Source organism: Kitasatospora sp. HPM-01-4, assembly GCF_051374625.1.
Taxonomy (GTDB): domain Bacteria; phylum Actinomycetota; class Actinomycetes; order Streptomycetales; family Streptomycetaceae; genus Kitasatospora.
Genome location: NZ_JBPQGP010000005.1, coordinates 7,141,654 through 7,163,832, shown reverse-complemented (window position 1 = coordinate 7,163,832; position 22,179 = coordinate 7,141,654). Strand labels below are relative to the sequence as shown.

General features: G+C 73.2%; 16 protein-coding genes and 1 pseudogene. 8 read left to right on the top strand and 9 right to left on the bottom strand.

The genetic code is table 11. From position 1 onward, the window contains the following. Nucleotides 1–31: 31 nt before the first annotated feature. Both ACSMTC_RS31295 and ACSMTC_RS31290 read right to left on the bottom strand, forming a co-directional pair. Entirely contained in the window at nt 32–826 is a 795-nt protein-coding gene (locus ACSMTC_RS31295; protein ID WP_436563093.1) for a hypothetical protein, read from the bottom strand. A 647-nt stretch (nt 827–1,473) separates the two neighbouring features. After that, entirely contained in the window at nt 1,474–2,694 is a 1,221-nt protein-coding gene (locus ACSMTC_RS31290; protein ID WP_436563092.1) for a serine hydrolase domain-containing protein, read from the bottom strand. Nucleotides 2,695–2,802: 108 nt separating this feature from the next. Here ACSMTC_RS31290 and ACSMTC_RS31285 point away from each other — a divergent pair, with 108 nt between their 5' ends. From ACSMTC_RS31285 to ACSMTC_RS31275, 3 genes are all read left to right on the top strand, one after another. Continuing rightward, nucleotides 2,803–3,321: an NUDIX hydrolase gene (locus ACSMTC_RS31285; RefSeq protein WP_436563091.1), complete on the top strand. Its 519-nt coding sequence runs from the start codon at nt 2,803–2,805 to the stop codon at nt 3,319–3,321. A gap of 235 nt (nt 3,322–3,556) precedes the next feature. Then, on the top strand, nt 3,557–4,432 hold the full coding sequence (locus ACSMTC_RS31280; protein WP_436563090.1) for a TetR/AcrR family transcriptional regulator: 876 nt from the start codon (nt 3,557–3,559) through the stop codon (nt 4,430–4,432). Between the two features lie 261 nt (nt 4,433–4,693). Then, entirely contained in the window at nt 4,694–7,003 is a 2,310-nt protein-coding gene (locus tag ACSMTC_RS31275) for a hypothetical protein (protein ID WP_436563089.1), read from the top strand. Between the two features lie 225 nt (nt 7,004–7,228). Here ACSMTC_RS31275 and ACSMTC_RS31270 read toward each other — a convergent pair whose 3' ends face one another. The 6 genes from ACSMTC_RS31270 to ACSMTC_RS31245 form a co-directional block, all read right to left on the bottom strand. Then, nucleotides 7,229–7,921, bottom strand: a complete 693-nt coding sequence (locus ACSMTC_RS31270; RefSeq protein ID WP_436563088.1) for a spermidine synthase family protein — start codon at nt 7,919–7,921, stop codon at nt 7,229–7,231. A 111-nt stretch (nt 7,922–8,032) separates the two neighbouring features. Further along, nucleotides 8,033–9,100, bottom strand: a complete 1,068-nt coding sequence (locus ACSMTC_RS31265; protein WP_436564864.1) for a YeiH family protein — start codon at nt 9,098–9,100, stop codon at nt 8,033–8,035. Between the two features lie 14 nt (nt 9,101–9,114). Continuing rightward, nucleotides 9,115–9,633, bottom strand: a complete 519-nt coding sequence (locus ACSMTC_RS31260; protein WP_436563087.1) for a cysteine dioxygenase family protein — start codon at nt 9,631–9,633, stop codon at nt 9,115–9,117. A gap of 164 nt (nt 9,634–9,797) precedes the next feature. Beyond that, nucleotides 9,798–10,703: a LysR family transcriptional regulator gene (locus ACSMTC_RS31255; RefSeq protein WP_436563086.1), complete on the bottom strand. Its 906-nt coding sequence runs from the start codon at nt 10,701–10,703 to the stop codon at nt 9,798–9,800. A 358-nt stretch (nt 10,704–11,061) separates the two neighbouring features. Beyond that, on the bottom strand, nt 11,062–12,849 hold the full coding sequence (locus ACSMTC_RS31250; RefSeq protein ID WP_436563085.1) for an ABC transporter ATP-binding protein: 1,788 nt from the start codon (nt 12,847–12,849) through the stop codon (nt 11,062–11,064). Beyond that, a complete protein-coding gene (locus ACSMTC_RS31245) occupies nt 12,846–14,669 on the bottom strand; it encodes an ABC transporter transmembrane domain-containing protein (RefSeq protein ID WP_436563084.1) in 1,824 nt (607 codons plus the stop codon). The genes ACSMTC_RS31250 and ACSMTC_RS31245 overlap by 4 nt, the downstream gene beginning before the upstream one ends. Nucleotides 14,670–15,057: 388 nt before the next feature. On the opposite strand from ACSMTC_RS31245, the gene ACSMTC_RS31240 reads away from it, so the two are divergent. After that, nucleotides 15,058–15,912 carry an aldo/keto reductase gene (locus ACSMTC_RS31240; protein WP_436563083.1) on the top strand — a complete coding sequence of 285 codons (855 nt, stop codon included), beginning with the start codon at nt 15,058–15,060 and terminating at the stop codon, nt 15,910–15,912. 170 nt (nt 15,913–16,082) lie between these two features. Here the strand turns inward: ACSMTC_RS31240 and ACSMTC_RS31235 are convergent, their stop codons facing one another. Further along, nucleotides 16,083–16,907: a MarR family winged helix-turn-helix transcriptional regulator gene (locus tag ACSMTC_RS31235; protein ID WP_436563082.1), complete on the bottom strand. Its 825-nt coding sequence runs from the start codon at nt 16,905–16,907 to the stop codon at nt 16,083–16,085. A 480-nt stretch (nt 16,908–17,387) separates the two neighbouring features. Between ACSMTC_RS31235 and fabG the strand changes: the two genes are divergently transcribed. From fabG to ACSMTC_RS31215, 4 genes and pseudogenes are all read left to right on the top strand, one after another. Then, entirely contained in the window at nt 17,388–18,155 is a 768-nt protein-coding gene (gene fabG / locus ACSMTC_RS31230) for a 3-oxoacyl-ACP reductase FabG (protein WP_436563081.1), read from the top strand. 96 nt (nt 18,156–18,251) lie between these two features. Continuing rightward, entirely contained in the window at nt 18,252–18,446 is a 195-nt protein-coding gene (locus tag ACSMTC_RS31225; RefSeq protein WP_436563080.1) for a hypothetical protein, read from the top strand. 194 nt (nt 18,447–18,640) lie between these two features. Continuing rightward, nucleotides 18,641–20,932: pseudogene (locus ACSMTC_RS31220) on the top strand (glycoside hydrolase family 31 protein); the annotation flags it as partial. A gap of 523 nt (nt 20,933–21,455) precedes the next feature. Next, complete coding sequence (locus ACSMTC_RS31215) at nt 21,456–22,109, top strand: phosphatase PAP2 family protein (protein WP_436563079.1); 654 nt, start codon at nt 21,456–21,458, stop codon at nt 22,107–22,109. Nucleotides 22,110–22,179: the final 70 nt, after the last annotated feature.

Sequence of the window (22,179 nt, the reverse complement as noted above, 5' to 3'; positions counted from 1 at the left end):
GTCTCCGGGAATGAGGGGGCAGGCGTGTGGGCTAGCCGAGCTGCTGAGCGACCGCAGTGAGCAGGGCGCCGTCGGATCGGGTGTCGTAGGGAGCGGCGTGGGCGCCGGGCCATTCGTCGTAGTGGACGACCGCCAGGTCGGCGCCCTGCTGGACGGCGTACAGGTGGTCGGTCTGCGGGCCGGGCGCGGACAGGCCCTCGACGCCGGTCCACTGGCGTGACCAGGCGGCGCCCTGGCCGGTCACGGCGGTCCTGGTGACCTGCGCGTCCGCGGTGCCGAGAGCATTGGCCTGAAGGGCGCGGGACTGGCTCTGGCAGCCGTCCATCTGCGCCAGTACGCGCTGGTAGGCGGCCTGTGCGGCGGAGCCGTCGGGGAAGGTGAACAGGTCCTGCTCCGCCGGCGTGCGGTACACGCTGATGAAGCCCTGCTGCTGCCAGGTCGTGGCACCGGCCACGGACGCGCACTCGTTGAGCTGGATGTCGCCGGCCGCCGCCTGACTGCGGGGCGGGGCGAGCGGCTGCCATCCTTCGGCGGCGCCGTTGGGGAGCTGCGCCGCCGAGAGGCGCACCGAGGCAGTGGCTCCGGCTGGCGCGACGGCGGCCGCGGGCGAAGCACTGTCGGCCGGGGCGGCAGCGGGCCGGGGTACAGCGCTACCGGCCGGGACGGCAGCGGGCCGGGGTGCGGCGCTGCCGGTCGGGGCGGCGGACAGCTGGAGTGCGGTACTGCCGCAGCCGGCGGTGACCAGGACGGCCAGCACACCGAGCACACCGAGGGCGGTGGCACGGGCAGGAGGGGCGAGGGACGGTGGACGGGTGTAACCGGGCATCGGGAGCTTTCTGGCATAGGCCTCCGGGTCGCTGGGCGGACACGGTGGGGCACGGCAGGGTGGAACTGGGCAGGAGGGTGCCGGGGCAGGGGCCTCTGGGCCCGGCGCACGACCGGCCACGCAGCCACCACGGAGGCGATCGAACGACCTGGCCTGCGGCGCGGCGGCTGGCTTTCGGGGCTGGACGGCGCCGGGTGACCGGATTTTTGCCCGATGCTTCGCATACTGTCTATGGCCGCCGTCACACCACCCGGGACGGGCTCGCAGAGCAACCGTCCCGCCCGACCCCCGGCACCGGCGGCATACGAAGATCATCGACAGCGGGCCGGTGCCCTACCGCGGGACACCCTCGGCCACCCGGGCCGCAGCCCGGCTCACACCACCCGTCCGGTGCGACACTCCCCGGACGGGCCGGGTGCAACAGAGGGCGACCGGAGCCGGCTGTCGGGCAACACCGACCCCGACCGGCCGGGGCCATGGAGAACGGCCGATGACCGCTCCCGCCACTCCAGAGGAGCCCTCAGCTCGCTACAACTCTCCCGCTACATACGGAATATGACAGCACGTCAGGCAGCTCCGCACTTGCCGGCTACGGTCGGCACGGCCGCGCACACGACTCCCCCGCGCGGGCGGAACCACCCCCGCCGTCACACCCCGAGGCACTTGCGGACGGCCGCGATCAGCGTCCGCGACCGGATGTCACCCGTGACCCCGGGCTGCATCCCGTTGGTGACATAGCCGAACCCGATCCCGAGCTCGGGGTCCGCGAAACCCAGCGACCCACCGCGCCCGGGGTGGCCGAAGGCGGCCGGGGAGGACATCGGCGCGGTGGCGGAGTGCCGGAAGAATCCCAGGCCGAAGGTGGTCCTGACGACCAGCACCCGGTCCGGTCCGCTGACGGCCGGACCCATCGCCTCGTCCATCAGCTCGGGGTTGAGCAGCGGCGGCAGCAGCTCGCCCGGGGTGCCGCCGTGCCGGTCCGCCGCACCGATCAGCGCCGCGTAGAACCGGGCCACCGACCGCGCGGTGCCGATCCCGCCCGCGCCGGGGATCTCCACCGCCTGCACCGCGGGGTCGTTGAGGTCCACCGCAGGGCGCACCGAGGCGAAGGCGCGCGCCGTGAGCGAGTGCGGGTCCTGGTAGGCGTCGACCACGGACCGCTTGGGCCGCATCCTGAGCCCGGTCGGGCTGTTCAGGGCCGCCGGGGGCGCCGGCAGGTCCACCAGCCGGCCGACCCGGGGAGCCGCCCCGGTCGGCAGGCCGATCCACAGGTCCAGGCCGAGCGGTCGGGCGATCTCCTCGGCGAAGTACTGGCCGACCGAGCGCCCGCTCGCCCGCCGGACCACCTCGCCGACCAGCCAGCCGAAGGTGAAGGGGTGGTAGCCGTGCGCGGTGCCCGGCTCCCAGGCGGGTTCCTGGGCGGCGACGGCGGCGGCGGCGGGCTCCCAGGCGATCACGTCCTCGACCCGCAGCGGGGTGTCGAGGGCGGGCACGCCGGCCTGGTGCGAGAGCAGCCAGCGCACCGGCACCCGGTCCTTGCCCTCGGCCTTGAACTCCGGCCAGTACGAGGCGACCGGCGCGTCCAGGTCGAGCTTCCCCTGCTGGACCAGGTGCAGCGCGGTGGCCGCCGTCAGCCCCTTGGTGACCGAGCGCAGCACCTGCACCGTGTCGGCCGTCCAGGGGACGGCCGGGGCCGGGCGACCGCCGACCTCCGGACGGGCGTCGCCGCCCCACAGGTCGACCACCTTGCGGCCGTCCACGTACAGCGCGAAGGCCGCGCCGAGCTCACCGTTCTCGCGGAAGTTCTGCGCGAACGCCTTCCGGACCGGCTCGAAGCCCTCCGCCGCCTCGCCCCAGATCTCGACCACCGCGTGTCACCTTCTCGCTCGACGCCTACCTCTCGAACGATAGTCGGATCATCGATCCCCTGCCGAGCCGGTGTCAGGCGTCCCCGTGACGCCACTACCGTGAGCGGTATGACGAACCCTGCCGAAGAACTTCTGGACGTGGTGGACTCCCAGGACCACGTCATCGGGACCGCCACCCGCGCCGAGGTGTACCGCGAAGGGCTGACACACCGTTGCGTCTTCATCCTGGTCCGTGACCCGCAGGGCCGGATCTTCACCCACCGCAGGACCGACACCAAGCTCTTCTCCCCCGGCGCCTACGACTGCTTCGTCGGGGGTGTGGTCGGCACCGGCGAGAGCTACGCCGACGCCGCCGTACGGGAGGCGGAGGAGGAGCTCGGAGTAAGCGGCGTCCGGCCGGTACCGCTGTTCAAGTTCCTCTTCCAGGACGGATCGAAGCTGTCCTGGTGGTGCGACACGTACGAGGCCTGCTGGGACGGCCCGGTCTCCCCGCAGGCCGAGGAGGTGGCCTGGCACGACTGGCTCACCGAGGACGAGCTCGCCCGGCGGCTCGCCGACGGCGAGTGGGAGTTCGTCTCCGACGGCCGCGAGGCCTACCGCCGCTATCTGGAGTACCGCTCGGCCTGAGCGCCCGCAGCGCCACGCTCCGAAGGCGCGGGGAACCGCGCGGCCCGAGCCGCCCGGCCGGCTTCCGAACCGCGCTCCCGTCGGGGGCGGGAGATTCCGGCCGACCCGGCGGCGGCCGGTCTGACGCATCCGGTGGACCCGAGGGCCGCGTTCCCGGCCGCGGAGGCGGGTGCGGGGATTGCGGCCCGGATCGTCTCCCGGCCGGATCGTCTCCCGCCCGGATAGGGTGACCGGCATGGCTTCCTCCCCTACACCGGCGGTGTCGGACGACCGCGCCGAGGACGAGCACGCTACGGCCCGGGCCGGGCGCACCGGACGTGCCCGGCGCGGTGCCGGTGCCGCCGGTGCCGGCGCTACCGCCGCTGCTGCCGGTGCCGGCGGCGAACGCGCTCCGCGGCGCAGGCTCAGTGTGGACGAGCGCCGGGAACAGCTGATCGCGGTCGCGCTGGACCTCTTCAGCAAGTACCCGCCCGAGGACGTGTCCATCGACGACATCGCGGCGGCCGCCGGCGCCTCGCGACCGCTGGTCTACCACTACTTCCCGGGCAAGCAGGCGCTGTACGAGGAGTCGCTGCGGCGCGCCGGGCGGGAGCTGGCCGGCCGCTTCGAGGAGGACGCCCAGGGCCCGCTCTCCGAGCGGCTGTACCGGGTGATGGGCCGCTACCTGGACTTCGTGGACAGCCACGGGCCCGGCTTCGCGGCACTGCTGCGCGGTGGTTCGGTGGCCGCCAGCCCCGGGACGACGGCGGTCATCGACGAGGTCCGGCGCGCGGCGCAGGAGCAGATCCTGGTGCACCTGGCGGTCGCCGAGCCCAGCGCCGGGCTGCGGCGCACCGTACGGGCCTGGATCGCCAACGCGGAGATCACCTCCCTCGACTGGCTGACCGACCGGTCCGTACCGCGCGAGGAGCTCCAACTCCAGCTGGTCCAGGAGTTCGTGGCCGCACTGACCCTGACCGCCGCCCGCGAGCCCGCCCTCGCCGTCGAACTGGCCGGCTTCTTCGCCGGCGAACGCCCCGAGGGCCCCACCGGCCGACTGGTCCGAGAACTGGCCGGTCTCCTCTCCGTCCCCGGCCTCGGATCCCACCTCACCCGCCTCGCCACCTCCTGACGCCGCTTCCGCCACCGGCCTCCCGGCCCGAAGCCGCCGCCCCTCAGGCCGGTACCGGTACCGGCCCTCGCCCTGCCTCCCGCACCTCCCGGGCTCCACCGGCGCCTTCCCGTCCCGGCCGTCCCGCACTCGGTGCCCGCGGGGCCCTACCGCCCGGCCCGGAGCCCACCCTGTCCGGCATGGCGCCCGTCTCGGACTGTCCTGGGTTTCTGATAGAAAGTGGACGGAATTTCGGCTTTCGGGTGAGGGGGGCTCAGCACCATGACTCAGGACAATCTCGCGGCCGCGGAGCAGGTCGGAGCCACACTCGACGTACTGGCCGCGGCCCTGCTCGACGCGCGCGCGACCCGCTACCCGATCACCTCCCTGACCGGCTTCCGCCGGGACGGCCACCCCTCGGCCTCCGCCCTCTTCGGCCTGCGGCTGAGCCCCAACGGCCCGGGCGCCCTGACGGTCCGCGGCCTGGGCACGGTGGTCGAGGGCAGCACCGCCCGACCGACCGCCCCGGACACCGCCGTGGCCGCCGAGCTGCTGGCGCGCTTCGGCGGCGGAGCCGTCCGGGGCGTCCCCGTCCCGGCCCACGGCCTGGACGCCGGGCAGTTCCGACTGCCGGTCGATGTGGAGCGCAGCGAGGACGCGCCGCGCCCGGCGTTCCCCGCCGCCCTCGCCGAGCTTGCCGCCGACCGCCCCACGGTCGCCCCGGAGGAGCTGTCCACCGGCTCCGGCACCGAGGTCCGGCTGGTGCTGCCCTCGGTCTTCCACGCACTCGCCGTCCGGGGCGGCACCGCCGCCCGTGCGGCGCAGCTCGCCGAGGTCGCCGAGGAGCTCTTCGCCGGGGCCGGGGCCGGGGCCCGCAAGGAGTGGGCGGTACTGACGGCGTCGCTGGCCCGGCAGCTGGGCGCCGCCGGGACGGTGTTCGCCGGGGTGTCCGCGCTGCGTGTGGCGGATCGCCCGAGCCACGCCTCACTGGTCGTGTCGCTGGCGAACCGGCCGGTCCAGATCTCCGAGCTCGCCACCCAGCTCGCCGACGCCCGGCCGCAGGCGGAGGTGTGGACGGTTCTGCTGCCCGCCGGTCCGGCCGCCGTCCTGGTCGAGGGGCGGACCTCCCCGGTCCCGGCCGCGCTGTCGAACGACGGTCAGCCGTACCGGACTTCCAGCTCGGTGGCCCAGGCTCTCATACCGCTGCCGGACGGTGCTTCCGTCCTGGTCGTCCAGCTCTCCGTCGCGCAGCCGGAGGACTGGGAGCTGTACATGACCTCGTTCGCCGACGTCCTGAAGAGCATCCAGCTCGGCTGGGACGGCGTGTACGCCACCCAGCCCGCCGCTCCCGCCCGGACCCAGACCCCCGCCGCGGACCCGTACGCCTCCGTCCCGGCCCAGCCGCAGCCGCAGCCGCAGCCGGCCAGTGCTCCCATGGCCCCGCCCGCTCCCGCCACCGCGCCCGCTCCCACTTCCGCTCCCGCTCCCGCTCCGGCAGCGGCCGCTGAGCAGTCCGTGGCACGGAAGGGCACTGCGGTCGCGGTCCCCCCGGCGGACTTCGACCCCTTCGCACCCCCAACCCCCGCAGCAGCCGCCGAAGCACCCGCCCCCGGCAAGGGCACCCCCGTCGCAGTCCCCCCAGCGGACTTCAACCCCTTCGCTGCCCCGGCGGCCGCCGAAGCACCTGCCCCGGGCAAGGGCACTGCGGTCGCGGTCCCCCCGGCGGACTTCGACCCCTTTGCACCCCCGGCAGCCACACCGGCCACCGAAGCCCCCGCCCCCGGCAAGGGCACCCCCGTCGCGGTCCCCCCAGCCGACTTCGACCCCTTTGCACCCCCGGCAGCCACAGCAGCCACCGAAGCACCCACCCCCGGCAAGGGCACCCCCGTCGCGGTCCCCCCAGCCGACTTCGACCCCTTTGCACCCCCGGCAGCCACAGCAGCCACCGAAGCCCCCGCCCCCGGCAAGGGCACTGCGGTCGCGGTCCCCCCAGCCGACTTCGACCCTTTCGCACCCCCAACCCCCGCACCGGCCACCGAAGCACCCACCCCCGGCAAGGGCACCCCCGTCGCAGTCCCCCCAGCCGACTTCAACCCCTTCGCGGCTCCGGCACCGTCCACCGACACCTCGGCAACTCCGGTCACCGCTCCGCCGGTCGCCGCGCCCGCTCCCGCGCCGCAACCGGCTGCCACAGCGGACCCGTTCGGCACGGTGATGAACAACCAGCCCGCCGACCCGTTCGGCACGGTGATGACCGGTTCCTCGCCTGCCCCGGCCCCAGCGCCTACCCAGGCGCAGTCGTTCACCGTTCCCCCGCCGCCGCCGAACCCGCCGACGATTCCCGCCCCGTCCGCGGGCAAGGGCACCCCGGTGGCAGTCCCGCCGGCCGACTTCAACCCCTTCGCGCCCCCGGCGCCGTCCGCTGACGCACCGGCCGCCGCCGAGGAGCAGGCCCAGCCGACCAAGGGCACGCCGGTCAACGTTCCCCCGCCGGACTTCAACCCGTTCGCCGCCGCCTCCGCCCCGTCCACGGCGGCGGAACCCGCTGCCCCGGCCGCACCGGAGCCGCCCGCCAACAACCCCTTCGGCTGAGCGGAGACGACAGCGGCCGGACGGACCCGTCCCCGGGTCAGTCCGGCCGTCTCGTTCCCGGCTCTGCCGGACCTTCCGCGCCGACCACCGTCATCGGTCATACCGCCGACAACCGATCCGCGCCCCCGGAACAGCCCTGAGGGGACCGCCAGTTGGCGGACACTCAAGCGTCGCCACCCCAAGGCCTCCTGAACCCAAGGCCGACGCCCGAGGCCCCGAGGCCCCTCAGCCCCGCCGCGCGAGGTGGACGACGTCGGGCACACCGCGCAGCACCGGGATCTCCAGCGTGTGCACATCGGCGAAACCCACCGTCCGCAGCGCCTCCTCGAAGGCGGTGGAGGGCTGTGCGCTCCACACCGCCAGCACCCCGCCGGGCGTCAGCCGCCGCTGTGCGGCAGCCAGTCCGGCGGGGCCGTAGAGGCCGAGATTGGAGTCGGTGACCGTCCAGTCCGGGCCGTTGTCGATGTCCAGGCAGAGCGCGTCGTAGGTCTCGCCCTCGGCACTCAGGTACTCGACCAGGTCGGTGTGGACCACGGTGACCCGCGGGTCAACATCCAGGGCGTGCCCGGAGAACACGGCCAGCGGACCGGTGCGGTGCCAGTCGATGATGGCGCCCTCCCGCTCGGCCACCGCGATCCGGCCCCAGCGCGGCTCGGCGGCGGCGTACGCGAGCGAAAAGCCCACGCCCAGGCCGCCGATCAGCACCGAAGGGCGTTCGACGGGACCGAGCCGGTCCAGGGCCGCCTGGATCAGCAGCCGCTCGGAACGCCCGTCGGCGGTGTCCATCAGGAAGCACCCGTTGGCGATGATCTCGAAGTGCCCGCCTCGCTGCCGCAGCACCACCTCGCCGTACGGGCCCTCACGCCGGTCGAGCGTGACAGGGGCGTCCAGTCCGTCGCGGTCGGGCAGCACAGCCATCGTGATCCTCATCGTGCGCGGTCGGCGAGATCGTGCGTGGTCGGCGGTATCGCGCCACTCTACGCCAGGCCCGTCCTCGCCGACCCGCGGCGGACACCGCCGACTGCCCGCTCAGGTGGTGAGCAGCACTCCGCCGTAGGAGACGCCGGCGACCATCACCCAGGAGGCCAGCCCGAGCGCCGCGACCCGGCCGCCGGTCCGTGCCAGGGTGGGCAGGTGGACGGCGCTGCCGAGGCCGAACAGGGCCGCCGCCAGCAGCAGTTCCTGCCCGTTCTGGGCGAGCGTCAGTACCTCCGCCGGGACGGTCACCACCGTACGCAGCACGATCATCGCGAGGAAGCCGAGCACGAACAGCGGCACCAGCGGCGGCCGCTTCGCACCGCTCTCCCGCGCGGCCTTCCCGCCCGAGCGCCGCCGGATGAGGGCCAGCGCCACACCCGCGGTCAGCGGAGCCAGCAGCACCACGCGCATCAGCTTGACCAGGACGGCTTCGCGCAGCGCATCCGCTCCGCCGGTCTGCGCGGTGGCGACCACCTGTCCGACGTCGTGCACACTCGCGCCGACCCAGCGGCCGAACTCGACGCCGCCGAGCCCCAGCGGGTGCTGCAGCAGCGGGAGTACCGCGATCGCCAGCGTTCCGCAGAGGGTGACCAGTGCCACCGAGGTGGCGACGTCCTCCTCGTCGCTCTCGGCGACCTGGCTGACGGCGCCGATCGCGGAGGCACCGCAGATCGAGTAGCCGGTGGCGATCAGCAGCGGCTGGTCGCCGCGCAGGCCGAGCTTGCGGCCGAGCCAGAGCGTGCCGAAGAACGTCGCGGTGACCACGGCGAACACCATCGCGACGGTCGCCCAGCCGAGGCCGAGGACGTCGCCCAGGCTGAGCTTGAGGCCGAGCAGTACGATCCCGGCCCGCATCAGCCGCTTTCCGGCGAGCGAGAGCCCGGCCTTGGCCGGGCCCTTGACCAGCGGGCGCAGCCACGGTACGTGGGCGACCGCGACCCCGAGCACCACGGCCGCGGTCAGCCGCGGGATGGCGGGGATCAGCTGGTGCACGGCCCAGGCGGCGGCCACGCCGAGTGCGGCGAGCGCCAGACCCGGGCCGTTGCGCCGGAACGCGGGCCCGAAGGCGGGGGAACCGGCGGGGGATTCGGTGGAGCTTCCGGCGGTGCGGACGGTCAGTGCCACGGGCCCGCTCACCGCTCGTCTGCGGGCAGACGGTAGACCCGGCGGACGCTGCTGCCGAGCCTCGAGACGTCCGCGCCGTAGACGTGCAGGGAGATGGCGGTGTCACTGCCGCAGTTCCGCACCTGGTGGATGTCGCCGGGCGGGGCGAACCCGCAGACGGCGCCGACCGGGTTGGTGACGTCCTGGGTGGCGATCAGCCGGGCGGTCCGGCCGTCGGAGACCAGCCGGTAGCGGCGCTCGCTCTCCACGCCCTGGTGGACACCGGTGGCGCACCAGGAGACGTGGTCGTGGATGGAGGTGTGCTGGCCGGGCAGCCAGACCAGGGCGACCAGGGAGAAGCTGCCGTCGGCCTCGGCGTGGATCAGGTGCTGGCGGTAGTGGTCGGGGTCGCCGAGCTGCTGGTCGGGGGTGAGCAGGTCGGGGGTGCCCAGGTGCGGTGCGAGCTGCTCACCGACCAGGTAGGCGGTCAGGTCCGGGGGGAGGCCGCGATCGATGACCTCGCGCAGTGCGCCGATCAGGCGGTGCATACGCTCCGTACACCGGTCGGCGGTAACGGTGGCGGAAGTGTTCATATCTTGAGCGTCAGCCGATCAAGCCATTACGTCCAACGACAGTCTTTTCACTCTATCCCAACGTCAGCTTATGGATCGGTGCCCGGGCCGCCGCCCGCCCCGGTCAGGCCCTACGGCCGTCAGCACCCGACCCGTGCGGCGCCGGCCCGCCGCAGCTCGTCCAGGACCAGCGCGGTGGCCGGAATCCGCTGGTGCTCGCGCAGCACGTACGCGCAGACCTTGCGGCGCAGGTGCGGTTCGACCAGGCGGCCGGTGACCTTGCGGTGGCACATGAAGGAGAGCACCAGCGCGGGCATCAGGGCTATGCCGACCCCGGCCGCGACCAGGCTCTGCACGGCGAGGTTGTCGTCGGTGCTGAAGACCACGTCGGGGGCGTAGCCCTCCTCGGCGCAGACATGGAGCAGGTTGGCCCGGCAACGCGGACACCCCGCGATCCAGCGCTCGGTCTCGAGGTCGGTCAGCCGTACCGCGTGCCGCCGGGCGAGCTGGTGGCCGACCGGCAGCAGCACGGTCAACTGGTCTTCCATCAGAGGGACTTCGACCAGCTCGGGCGGGGTGTCGATGCGCGCGCCCGGATAGCTGAAGGAGAGCGCGATGTCGCACTCGCCGCGCAGCAGGCGCTGGACGGAGTCGGGCGGCTCGGCCTCCAGCAGCTCGACCCGGACCCCGGGGTGCTCCGTCAGCAGCCGGGCCATCGCCTCCGGGATCAGGGTGGCGTTGGCGCTCGGGAAGGCGCAGACCCGTACCCGGCCCGCCCGCAGCCGGGCGAGCGCGACCAGCTGCTGCTGGGCCGCGTCCATGCTGGAGAGGATGGTCCGGGCGTGCCGGGAGAGGGCCTCGCCCGCCTCGGTGAGCCGCAGTCCGCGCCCGGACCTGGTGAACAGCGGTACGCCGACGTCGCGCTCCAGCGCCTTCATCTGCTGGGTGATGGCGGGCTGGGTGTAGCCGAGAGCGCGGGCGGCGGCTGAGTAGGATCCGGTGCTGACGACCTCATGGAACGTCCGGATGTGCCGTGAGTCGAACACCCCTGAATCATAAGCAGATTTTGGAGTGCCGTCCGCAATACCCCAGTCTTCGCTTTGATGTCCGGGCATCCCAGGGCTACTGCTGCGCCTCCGGCGACAGTCCCGTCACCACTCCCGCCCCGGCGACCGGGGCACCGCCCCTGGCCTTGGGACTGCGCCTGGCCCTGGGACTGCGCCTGGTGCGCTCTCGGCCCGGCGGGCCGGCCAGGAGAGCAGCGGGCACATCCCGATGCAGACCGGAGCGACCACCCACCGCTGCCGGTGGCCTCCCGATCGGCTCCCCGCCGCCCCGCACAGCGCGAGCCCGGGCGCGCGGAACTCCCTTGCCGATGAGCCGAGTTCCCCGCGCCCGGCCGGCCTACCCGACGGCCTCCTGCCCCTCGTCGCGCCAGGAGCGCCAGAGCGCCGCGTACGCCCCACCGGCCGCCACCAGCTCCGGGTGGCTCCCGTACTCGCTGATCCGCCCCTGTTCCACCACCGCGATCACGTCGGCGTCGTGCGCCGTGTGCAGCCGGTGGGCGATGGCGATCACCGTACGCCCCTCCAGCACGCGGGAGAGCGAACGCTCCAGATGCCGGGCCGCCCGCGGATCCAGCAGCGAGGTCGCCTCGTCCAGCACCAGCGTGTGCGGGTCCGCCAGCACCAGCCGGGCCAGCGCCAGCTGCTGTGCCTGCGGCGGTGTCAGGCCGGTGCCGCCCGAACCGACCTCGGTGTCAAGCCCGTCCGGCAGCGCCGCCACCCACTCCCCGGCGTCCACCGCCTCCAACGCCGCGTGCAGCTCGGCGTCATCGGCGCCGGACCGGGCCAGCCGCAGGTTGTCCCGCAGGGTGCCGACGAACACGTGGTGCTCCTGGTTGACCAGCGCGATCTGTGCCCTGACCCGCTCGGCGGGCATCCGCGCCAGCGGCGCACCGCCCAGGGTGACACTGCCCCGCCCCGGCGCGTAGATCCCCGCCAACAGCCGCCCCAGCGTGGACTTCCCCGCTCCCGACGGGCCGACCAGCGCGACCCGGCTGCCTGGCTCGACGTCCAGGCTGATGTCGTGCAGCACGTCGAGGCCCTCGCGGTAGCCGAAGCCGACCTCGCTCGCCGAGACCTCGCGCCCGGCCGGGCGCACGCTCTCGTCGGTCTCCGGGTCCACCACCTCGCGGACCCCGACCAGCCGCGCCAAGGAGGCCTGGCCGATCTGGAGTTCGTCGTACCAGCGCAGGATCAGGTCCACCGGGTGGGTCAGCGCCTGGGCGTAGAGCACCCCGGCGGTCAGCTGTCCGATGCCGATCCAGCCCCAGGCCGTGTACAGGCCGCCCAGGGTGAGGGTGGCCAGCACCGCCAGCGCGTAGGTGGCGTCGACGCTGGGGAACCACACGGTGCGCAGCCACAGGGTGTAGCGCTCCCAGGCCACCCACTCGCCGATCCGGCGGTCCGTCAGCCCGACCCGCTGCCCGCCCAGGCGCAGCGCCTCGACCGTACGGCCGGCGTCCACCGTCTCCGCGAGCACGGTGTTGACCGCCGCGTACCCGGCCGACTCGTTGCGGTAGGACTGCGGGGCGCGGCGGAAGTACCAGCGGGAGGTGACCAGCAGCAGTGGCAGCCCGATGACCGCGGTGGCGGCGAGCAGCGGCGAGGTGAGCAGCAGGGCGCCGAGCACCAGCACCACCGACACCAGGGCGACGGCGAGTTCGGGCACCGCCTCGCGGACCGACTTGGCGAGCCGGTCGATGTCGGTGGTGCCCCGGGAGACCAGGTCGCCGGTCCCCGCGCGCTCCAGGACGCCGGGCGGCAGGGCGACCGAGCGCACCAGGAAGTCCTCGCGCAGGTCGGCCAGCATCCGCTCGCCGAGCATGCTGCCGCGCAGCCGGGACCAGCCGATGAAGGCGGCCTGCACGAGCAGCGAGAGCAGGTACCACCCGATCGCGGAGAGGATCCGGCGCTCGGTCGTCCCCGCGCTGAGCTCCTGCACCAGCGAGCCGAGCACCCACGGGCCGACCAGGCCGGCCACGGTGGCGGTGGCGTTCAGCGCGATCACGGCGGCGAAGCCGGACCGGTGCCGGCGGGCCAGCAGCCGGACGTAGGAGCGCACGGTGGCCGGCGAGGCCACCGGGAGCATGGCAGCGGGCCCGTGCTGCCGGACGGACGGGGGCTTCATACCTTCTCCTCGGCAGGTGCGGGCGCGGCCGGGGCATCGGCCGCCGCGGCTTCGTCGGCGGTGTCAGCGCCCTCGTCGCGGGTGACGACGGCCCGGTACCGCGGGCAGCCGTGCAGCAGTTCGCGGTGGGTACCGGCGGCCACGACCCGGCCCCGGTGCACCAGCAGGACGGTGTCCGCCCGGTCGAGCAGCAGCGGGCTGGTCGCGAAGAGCACGGTGGTGCGGCCGGCCCGCACCTCGCGCAGCCCGGCGGCGATCTTGGACTCGGTGTGGGCGTCCACCGCGCTGGTGGGCTCGTCCAGTACCAGCACGGCCGGGTCGGCCACCAACGAGCGTGCCAGGGCGAGGCGTTGGCGCTGGCCGCCGGAGAGCGAACGGCCCCTCTCGGTGATCTTGGCTCGCATCGGGTCGCCCTGGCTCTCGGGCGAGCCGTCGACCAGGGCGTCCAGCACGTCCCCGGCGTGGGCGGCGCCCAGCGCCCGGTCGGGGGTGACCCGCCCGGCGCCCGGGACGTCGAACAGCTCGGCCAGGGTGCCGGAGAGCAGCACCGGCTCCTTGTCCTGGACCAGGACGGCCGCCCGCACCTCCTCCAGCGGGACCTCGTCCAGCGGGGTGCCGCCGAGCCGTACGGAGGGCTCGGGCCGCTCGTCCTCGGCGAGCGGCAGATGCCCGCCGAGGCGTCCGGCCAGGTGGCCGGCGGTGTCCGGGTCGCCGCAGACCACGGCGGTGATCCGGCCGGCACGGGCGGTCAGCCCGGTGAGCGGGTCGTACAGGTCCGCCCGCTCGGGGCGGGTGAGGGAGGCGGTGAATGCCCCGCCGTCCGCCGTCCGGTTCAGGGCGAGCACCCGGACCGCCCGCCCGGCCGCGACCCGGGCCACGCTCCAGGCGTGCGCGGCCTCGCCGAGGATCCGCAGCGGGGAGGCGAGGAAGGCCGTCGCTCCGTACACGGCGACCAGTTCGCCGACGCCGATCCGGCCGCGGATCACCAGCTCGGCGCCGTACCAGGTGGTGGCGACCACGAACAGGCCGGGCAGCAGCACCTGCTGCAGCTGCATCAGCGACCAGATCCTGGCGGTGCGCACGGCGGCGCCGCGGACCTGCTGCGAGGCCGCCCGGTAGCGCTCCAGGAACAGTTCCTCGCCGCCGATGCCGCGCAGCACCCGCAGGCCCGCCACCGTGTCGGCGGTCAGCTCGGTGGCCTTGCCGGCGAAGGCCCGCTGGGTGCTGTAGCGGCGTTCCAGCGGGGCGAGCAGCGGCCAGACGGAGGCCGCCAGGACCGGCACGCCGAGCAGCACGGCGAGGCCGAGCAGCGGCCTGCGGGCCAGGACGACCGCGCTGAGGCCGAGCCAGACCAGCACCGCGGCGCGTACCCGGGCGAGCAGTTCGACGTACCAGCCGATCCGCTCCACGTCGCTGCTGCTGACCGCGACGATCTCGCCGGTGGCGATCCGCCGGGACAGCCCCGCGCCGAGCCGGGAGGTCTGCCGGGCCACCAGCTGGCGCAGCTGGGAGGCGGCGGTGATCCAGTTCCACACCGCCTGCCGGTGCAACTGGACGCCGCCGAGGGACTGGAGCGCGGCGAGCAGCAGGGCGAGGCCGCCGGCCCGCCAGATCCCGGCCAGGTCACCTGCCGCGGCGGCCTGGATACCGAGACCGAGCGCCAGCGGAAGCGCCGCCTGGCAGGTGAGTTCCAGCACCCCCCAGCCGGTGGCGAGCAGTTGGCCGCGCCGCTGGCTGCGCCGCATCCAGCGCAGGAAGGCGGGGGGTGAACTCAGATCGGGGACGCCCGGATCGGGCACGGGTAGGGACTTGAGCGACATGACGCTCCGTTGCGGGGCTGGTACGGGCAGAGTGCTCGGGCACGCGGCCCAGATCCTGGGCGCGGCGGGGCCGCCCGGCGCGATCCATCAGCCGGGGGGCGGGACCGGGACCTGCCGGCGACGGGGCCCGCGGTGTCGCGTGCCGGCCGGTCCGGGTGACGGCGGTGCTGGTCATCAGGACGTCATGGGCACCGAGCGTGCCGGTGGCGCTGTGACGTACGCAACAGGTTTTTCCGGCGCCGAGCGCTCAGAATCAGGACACGGAGCGTAACTTGGGTTAGGGGTTCATCAATTTTGGTGAATTCTTGGAGGGTCGGGAACATCCTGATTCCGTCCAGGGTTGCTCCCCAGCGGCACTATCCGTCAGACCGGAGGGCACACCTTCCCCGTGAGCACCATCCCCAGCGTCACCCTGAACAACGGCGTCCGGATCCCGCAGCTCGGCTTCGGCGTCTGGCAGGTCCCGGACGCCGAGGCGGCGACCGCCGTCCGCACGGCCATCGAGGCGGGCTACCGCAGCATCGACACCGCGGCCATCTACGAGAACGAGGCCGGCACCGGCCAGGCGATCGCGGCGGCCGGGGTGCCGCGCGAGGAGCTGTTCATCACCACCAAGCTGTGGAACTCCGGCACCAGGGACTGGTCCGGCCAGCAGGGCCAGGACGCCGTGCTCCGCGCCTTCGACGAGTCGCTGGCCAAGCTCGGTCTCGACTACCTCGACCTGTACCTGATCCACTGGCCGCGCCCGATGCACGGCACCTTCCTCAACGTCTGGAAGGCCTTCGAGAAGCTGTACGCCGAGGGCCGGGTCAAGGCGGTCGGCGTCTCCAACTTCGGTCAGCAGCAGCTGGAGGCGCTGCGCCAGGAGAGCTCCGTCGTGCCGGTGCTCAACCAGGTCGAGCTGCACCCGCACTTCCCGCAGCTCGAGCTGCGCGAGTACCACGCCGAGCACGGCATCGCGACCGAGGCGTGGAGCCCGCTGGGTCAGGGCAAGGAGCTGCTCACCGACCCCGCCCTGGTGCGGATCGCCGGGAAGCACGGCCGCACGGTGGCCCAGGTGGTGCTGCGCTGGCACCTGCAGAGCGGCGTCATCGCGATCCCGAAGTCGGTCACCCCGTCCCGGATCAAGGAGAACATCGACGTCCTCGGCTTCGAGCTGGACGCCGAGGACCTGAGCGCGATCGCCGGTGTGGCGACGGGCAAGCGCCTCGGTCCCGACCCGCAGGACTTCGACTGGAGCTGACCTTCGAAGGCGCCTGCCACCGGCGGCGCCGGACGACGAGCGGCCGGTCACTTCCCCCGAGTCGGAGGCGACCGGCCGCTCGTCATATCGCCATGCCCGTACGCGCTCCGATGTCAGAGCCCGTCGCAGCGGTGGCAAATCGTTACTTCCACCGGATCACCGGCGAATCGTCACAGCCTGGCGGCCTTGGCGATCAGCGCCAGCGCCCGCTCGTGCTCCTCCGGCTCCAGCGGGGCGAGCAGCAGTTCCTGCACCTCGCGCACCGCTGCCGCCGAACGGTGCAGCAGGTCCTGCCCGGCCGACGAGAGCGAGAGCAGGTTGCGCCGGCCGTCCGAGGGGTCCCGGCGGCGCAGCACCAGACCGCGCCGGACCAGCCGGCTGACCATCTCGGCCATGGTGGCCTTGTCCAGCGAGGCCAGCTCGCCGACGGTGCGCTGGTCGGCACCCGGCTCGGTCTCCAGCGCGTCCAGCACCGCGTACTGAGGGGCCGTCAGCTCCGCGCCGACCTTCTCCGACCAGAGCTTGGTGTGCATCTGCTGGCCGACCCGGATCAGATAGCCGATCGCCCGCTGGGCGTCCAGCATCGGCCGGGCGTCCGTCATGACGGCCACGGCGGCCGGTTCCAGACGGGCTATCTTCGCCATCACCCGGACGATCTCGATCTGCTCCTCGGCGGTGAGCGGCTCGAAGAGCGTCCGCTGCACGCGGACCACCCCACCGGTGGCCTCGCGCACCGCCTGCGCACCGCTCTGCGAGAGCGCGAGCAGCTTGCGGCGGCCGTCGGCCGGGTCGCGGCGGCGCAGCACCAGGCCGCGCCGCACCAGGCGGGCGACCATCTCCGCCATCGTCGCCTTGTCGAGCGAGGCCCGCTCGCCGACCGTGCGCTGGTCGGCTCCGGGTTCGAGCGCCAGCACGAGCAGCACCGCGAACTGCGGAGCCGTGAGCTCACTGCCGACGTACTCGGACCACAGGCGGGTGTGCACCTGCTGGGCCACGCGGATGAGGTGACCGGGCGACTGTTGAAGTCGCGCGGGCACACGGGTCGTCGGGATCTCCCCCAGCACCATGAAAACCGTCCCGATGTCACACCCGGTGTGTGTGGGACACCCGGGCGGGGCAGTAACGGCGAGTGAGCGTCCCGCTGTGAGGGTAGGCACGCCAGCCGTGCAGCCGGTGGCTGCTGGCGCACACTATACAAACGGTGGGCCCGCACTGGCAGGCAGGGGCCGAGAGTAGACGCCTGTTCGTCAAAGTTGGCATATTTCCGCAGTATGTCGTGGGCGCGACTACCGTTTTGGGCGATTGATCTTCACTGAATGCCCTCACCCTCCGTCACCTGCGACTCTGTGCTCTGGTCCGGGAGGCTACCCGCCGGTAGGGTGTCCGCCGCAGCGTCCTCCTGACCACCCTTTGGAGCAGGGCCGCTCTCGGCAGCGGCCGTGTCCGTCACCCCACCGAGAGAGACGAGTACGAGCATGACCGAGCAGAGCAGCACCCCCCGGGTCGCGGTCGTCACCGGTGCGGCCCGCGGCATCGGAGCCGCGACCGCCGAGCGACTGGCCGCCGACGGCTACGCGGTGGCCGTGGTGGACCTGACGGCCGAGGCGGGCAAGGACACCGTGGACCGGATCACCGGCGCGGGCGGCAGGGCCCTGGCCGTGGGCGCGGACGTCTCGGACGCCGGGCAGGTGGAGGCGGCCGTGGCGACCATCGCCGCCGAGCTGGGCGCGCCGGTGGTCCTGGTCAACAACGCCGGGGTGCTCCGCGACAACCTGCTGTTCAAGATGTCCGAATCGGACTGGGACACCGTGATGAGCGTCCACCTCAAGGGCGCCTTCCTGATGACCCGGGCCTGCCAGAAGCACATGGTGGACGCCGGCTTCGGCCGGATCGTCAACCTCTCCTCCTCCTCGGCCCAGGGCAACCGGGGCCAGGCCAACTACTCCGCCGCCAAGGCCGGTCTGCAGGGCTTCACCAAGACCATGGCGATCGAGCTCGGAAAGTTCGGCATCACCGCCAACGCGGTGGCCCCCGGCTTCATCGCGACCGACATGACGGCCGCCACCGCCGCCCGGGTCGGCATGGAGTTCGAGGCCTTCAAGCAGGCCGCCGCCACCCAGATCCCGGTGGGCCGGGTCGGCGCGCCCGAGGACGTGGCCAACACCATCTCCTTCCTGGCGGGCGAGGCGGCCGGCTTCGTCTCCGGCCAGGTGATCTACGTGGCGGGCGGCCCGCTCGACTGACCGCCCCGCCGGGCGGGGCGCCCGCTCACGATGCGCGCGGCGGCCGCTGGGAGGAGACTCGGGGATCAGAAGGCCGCATCTTCCGGGAGGCACCAGATGACGAACGAGCCCACCGACAGCGAGTTCCGCCCGACGCCGGACCGTCTCCTCCACTCGGGTGGCGAACACCCGGTGGACCCGGAGGACCTGGTCATGGCCTCGGGCCGCACCCCCACCCCGGCGCTCATCGAGAAGGCCCGGCAGGACCTGGAGAAGTACGGCGCCGCCGCGGTCGAACGACTCTGCCCCTGAGACCGACCGGCTACAGGGCCCGCGGCGTCGCGGGCCCTGTTGCCGGTCGGTCCGGTCATCTCCGCCCCCTCTCAGGCCCCCGCGACCACGCGGGGGCCTGAGTGTTTTCCGGCCATTCCGGGGGTGTGGTCAATCGAAGGTCTTTGCGCTATACCTGCTCATCAGTGTTCGTTCTTGCATGATGAGGAGCTCATATGCGCAGAACTGTACAACACTTCCGACGCTCCCGTACCGCGGTGCTGACCCTGGCCGCCGTCCTCTCATTCGGTACCGGTGCCATCACCCCGGCCCTCGCCGCCGCCCCGGCCGCCACGGCGGGCGCGGGATCGGCCGGCGCCGTCACCGGCTTCACCGCCAAGGGCGCCGTCTACACCTTCTCCGCAGGCAGCGCCAAGGCCCGGGTCAGCTTCGTCACCGACCAGGTCTTCCGGATCGAACTCTCCCCCACCGGCCCGTTCACCGACCCGGTCGGCAGCGATATCGTCCTGCCCCAGGGCACCGCGCCCGCCACCAGATGGCGTGACCGGGGCGACCGCTACGAACTGTCCACCGACAAGGTCACCCTGCGGGTCTACAAGTCGGTGCTGCGGTTCGCGCTCTACCGGTCCGACGGCACGAGGGTCTGGGAGGAGGCCAAGCCGATCTCCTGGGACGGCAAGGCCACCACCCAGACCCTCGACCGCGGTGCCGACGAGCAGTACTTCGGCGGCGGCGAGCAGAACGGCTCCTTCTCCCACCGGGGGAAGACCGTCCAGGTCGGCGTGGACTACAACTGGGACGAGGGCGGCCACCCCAACTCCGTTCCCTTCTACCTCTCTTCGGCCGGCTACGGCGTCTACCGCAACACCTACGCCCCCGGCACCTACGCCTTCGACGACCCGGTCACCACCACCGAGCAGGAACAGCGCTTCGACGCCTACTACTTCGCCGGGCCCGGCCTGAAGGATGTGATCGGCCAGTACACCTCGCTGACCGGGAAGCCGTTCCTTCCGCCCATCTACGGTCTGGAGATGGGCGATTCGGACTGCTATCTGCACAACGCCAACCGGGGCGAGCGGCACACCCTGGACGCGCTGAAGGTCGCCGACGACTACCGCAGGAACGACATGCCGACCGGCTGGATGCTGGTCAACGACGGCTACGGCTGCGGCTACGAGAACCTCGCCCAGACCGCCCAGGGCCTCCAGCAGCACAAGATGCAGCTCGGCCTGTGGACCGAGAACGGCCTCAGCCAGCTGGCCGACCAGGTCAAGGCCGGTCAGCGGGTGGCCAAACTCGACGTCGCCTGGGTCGGCGACGGCTACAAGTTCGCCCTCGACGGCTGCAAGGACGCCTACCGGGGCATCGAGGACAACAGCGACGCCCGCGGCTTCACCTGGGCCCCCGAGAGCTGGTCCGGCGCGCAGCGCTGCGGAGTCCAGTGGAGCGGCGACCAGTCCGGCGGCTGGGACTACATCCGCTGGCAGATCCCGACCTACGCCGGCTCCACCATGTCCGGCATGGCGTACAACACCGGTGACGTGGACGGCATCTTCGGCGGCAGTGCGCAGACCTACACCCGCGACCTGGAGTGGAAGTCCTTCCTGCCGGCCGTCATGTCGATGGACGGCTGGGCACCCAGCGACAAGCAGCCCTTCCGCTACGGCGAGCCGTACACCACCATCAACCGGACGTATCTGAAGCTCAAGGAGTCGCTGCTGCCGTACATGTACAGCTACGCGACTCAGGCCCACCGCACGGGCGTCGGCCCGGTACGGCCGCTGGCGCTGGAGTACCCGGACGACCCGGTGACGGCCACCGACGCGGTCAAGTACGAGTTCCTCAGCGGCCAGGACTTCCTGGTCGCCCCGGTCTACTCGGACACCTCGGTGCGCGACGGCATCTACCTGCCCAAGGGCACCTGGATCGACTACTGGACCGGCCGCAGCTACCAGGGCCCGACCACGGTCAACGGGTACCACGCACCGCTCGACACCCTGCCGCTGTTCGTCAAGGCCGGTGCCACGGTGCCGATGTGGCCCGGCATCAGCTCCTACCAGGACCGCACCGCCGACTCCCCGCTCGCCTGGGACGTCTACCCGCAGGGACGCAGCGACTTCAGCCTCTACGAGGACGACGGGGTCACCCGTCAGTACCGTGACGGCGGGTACGCCACCCAGACCGCCCGGGTGACCGCGCCGACCGCCGGGCGGGGCCAGGTACGGATCGACATCTCGGCGAGCGAGGGCGACTTCGCGGGCAAGCAGGCCACTCGGCCGTACCTGTTCACCGTGCACAGCGGCACCGCGCCGGAGCGGGTCGCGCTCGGCGGGCGGGCCCTGCCGAAGCTGTCCGGCCAGGCCGCCTTCGACCGGGCCAGCCAGGGCTGGTGGTACGACCAGGGCGACCGCGGCGGTGTGATCCATGTGAAGACGGCGGCGCTCTCCACCTCGACCGGCTTCCGGCTGGTGCTGGACGGCGCGAGCGCGGTCGGCGGTCGGGCCGCCCGGTGACCGGCCGGCCCCGCGGAACGGCTACGGTTCGGTGACAGTCTCGTCGGCGGCCGCCCGGCGCACACGGTGGACCTCACCACTCCTTCGCCGGCGGCCGGCCGCCCCCACGGGCACCGGACCGCGGTCCGGGTCCATCCGAAGGCCGACCCGCCCGGTGCCCTGACCGGCGACCGCACGGGCCGGCCGGGGCCCGGTTCCACGGCGGCTGACCTGCCCATCCGCCCCCGCCGCCACCCCGCACCGGCGCCCGCCCCACGGCCACCCCGCACCGCCGCCCGTCTCCGCAGGCCCCCCACCCTGCGGAGGCGGGCGGCACTCCGTCCCCAAACCTTCTCGGACAGCGCATCGGAGTGCGCCGGGAGTGATTGGTCACTGCGGGATGGCGACCACCGGTACCGGGCAAAAGTGCCCAGGTGGAGCGGGTAATGTCGAAGCCGTGCAAGCTCATATCGAACCGTCCGGCCACCGGACCGACCCCCCCGTGGACGGGGGATCCGCCGAGGCAGGGTGGCCGCCGATGAGCCGCCGCCACGCGATCGTCTTCGGCCTCACCGGCCTGGCGTACCTGCTGGTCGTGGTCGCCGTGGTGCTGAACACCAAGCTCGTCGAGCTCGACTGGGCGCTCAAGCAACTCAGGCCCTACAAGCGCTGGCCCGAGGTCCAGCCGCTGCTGAACGTCTGGATCGTCGCCGGGCAGCGCGGCCCCTCCGCGATCATCGCCTGCGCCTGGCTGGGGTGGCGCTGCTTCCGGCGCAAGACCCTGCGGCCGCTGCTGGCGATGGGGGCGGCTCTGCTGCTCCTCAACATCACGGTCGGCGGCGTGAAGATCGTCACCGGCCGTCTCGGCCCGCACTACGCCCACTACCTCGGCTCACCCGAGCTGTTCGCCGGCGGCACCATCTTCCCCTCCGGGCACACCGCCAACGCCGTGGTGACCTGGGGCGTCCTCGCCTACCTCGCCGAACGCTGGCGCCGCTCCGGAGTCCTGCTGGCCTCCTTCACCGCCGTGTCCATCGGGCTCACCACCGTCTACCTGGGCACCCACTGGTTCTCGGACGTCCTGGCCGGCTGGGCCGCGGGCGCGCTGGTCCTGCTCTCGATGCCGCTCTTCGAACCCCTGATCGCGGCGGTGGACGAACGCATCACCGCCCTCTGGCGCGGGGCGCGGTAGCGCGGCGGGCGCTTCCCGGGCGCGCGGAGCCGTGCGCCTCGGCGGCGGGCCGCGCGATGCCCGGCGCGGC